The organism is Streptomyces carpinensis, from assembly GCF_002154505.1.
GTDB lineage: Bacteria > Actinomycetota > Actinomycetes > Streptomycetales > Streptomycetaceae > Streptomyces > Streptomyces carpinensis.
In genome coordinates, this window is the sequence record NZ_MUBM01000495.1 from 1 (window position 1) to 1,528 (window position 1,528).

Annotated in this window: 1 protein-coding gene and 1 pseudogene; both read right to left on the minus strand. The window is 72.6% G+C overall.

Translation table 11 applies throughout. The features are described 5' to 3' along the window. A pseudogene (locus tag BZY54_RS44560) lies at window positions 1-391 on the minus strand (DUF4129 domain-containing protein); the annotation flags it as partial. A gap of 4 nt (window positions 392-395) precedes the next feature. After that, window positions 396-1,528: DUF7847 domain-containing protein (locus BZY54_RS44565; RefSeq protein WP_086731065.1), on the minus strand; the 1,133-nt coding region annotated here is incomplete at its 5' end.

Genomic DNA, 1,528 nt, shown 5'->3' on the forward strand with positions numbered 1-1,528 from the left:
GGGCGGAGGCGGGTGTGCGGTGCGGGGTGCCGAGCCGCCACCACAGGGCGCCCAGCACCGCGAGGACGGCCACGATGACGACGACGAGGCCGACGGTTCCGCCCGGGCTCGCGGCCGAGGCGGAGTTGAACAGCTTGTCGACCCAGTCCCAGAAGTGGTCGAGGGCGCGATGCGGCCAGCTCGGGTCGTTCTCGTGGTACAGGCGTTTGGACAGTTCGCGGCGGGCCGCCTCCCGGGCGGGGTCGCGCGGGACGGTGACCGGCGGTTCGCCGGAGCCCTGCTGCGCCAGGACGGCGGGTCGGCCGCCCTGGCGCAGCAGGGTCCGTGCGGCTGTGTGTGCCGCGCGTGGCAGCGCGGGCAGTGCTGTGAGAACTCCCCCCGGCAGGCTCACGGCATCAGGCTCCCGAGGCGGGTGTGACGGAGCTGTCGTCCTGGACCCCGGCGGCGCGGGCCAGTTCGAGGTCGAGGGCTTCGCGGCGGATACGCAGGTCGATGTAGAGGAGCACGGTGACACCGGCCGAGATCGGGAACTTGATCAGAGAGCCGATCACCGATCCGATCCCGCTGATGATCAGGTATGTCCAGCCGAAGTCGCTGTTGCCGTTGAGCAGGCCAGACATGCCGCCGTCGGCGAAGGCGGCGGCGATGAGGCTGAAGGGGATCACGATGATCACCGAGATGATGCCCACGATGATCGCGGCCAGCAGCTGGATGCCGAAGACCCGCCACCAGGAGCCGCGGACGAGCTTGGCCGAGCGGCTCATCGCCTTCTTGATGCCCTGCTTCTCCAGCATGAGCGCGGGCGAGGCCAGGGAGAAGCGGACGGCCAGCCAGACGGCGACCACGCCGGCGGCCAGGGCGCCGAGGACGGCGATCGCGGTGCCTGCGACGGGCGATCCGGAGGCGGCGACGAGGATGCCGGGCAGTGTGCCGACGGCGAGGACGCCGAGGCCGATGAGCAGCAGCAGGAGGATCAGCCCGGCCAGCCTCAGCACCTGGGGGCGGGCGTCACGCCAGGCCTCGCCGACGGTGACCTGTTTGCCGAGCACCGCGCGGCTGGTGACCGTCGTGAGCAGTGCGGTGGCCAGGACGGTGCCGACCAGGGTGACCACGAAGAGGATGCCGGAGCCGAGCAGGGCGTCGCCCATCGCCCGGAACAGCTGACGGGGAGAGGCGTTCGGGTCGTTGAGCGCGTCGCTGTCGACGGTGTTCTGCAGGGCCAGGCGCTGCACCAGGATCGTCATGATCTCGGTGACGACCGCGACGACCAGGGAGATGCCCAGAACGGTGCGCCAGTGGGTGCGCATCGTGGACACCGCGCCGTCGAGGATCTCGCCCACGCCGAGCGGACGCAGCGGGATCACGCCGGGCTTGGCGGCGGGTGGCGGGCCGCCCCAGCCGCCTCCCCAGGCACCGTAGACGCCGGGGCCGCCGTATCCGGGGCCGCGGTAGCCGCCGCCCCCGGGACCGCCGTAGCCGCCGCCGGTGGGAGGCGGGCTGCCCCAACCGGGGCCGGGGGGAGGCGGCT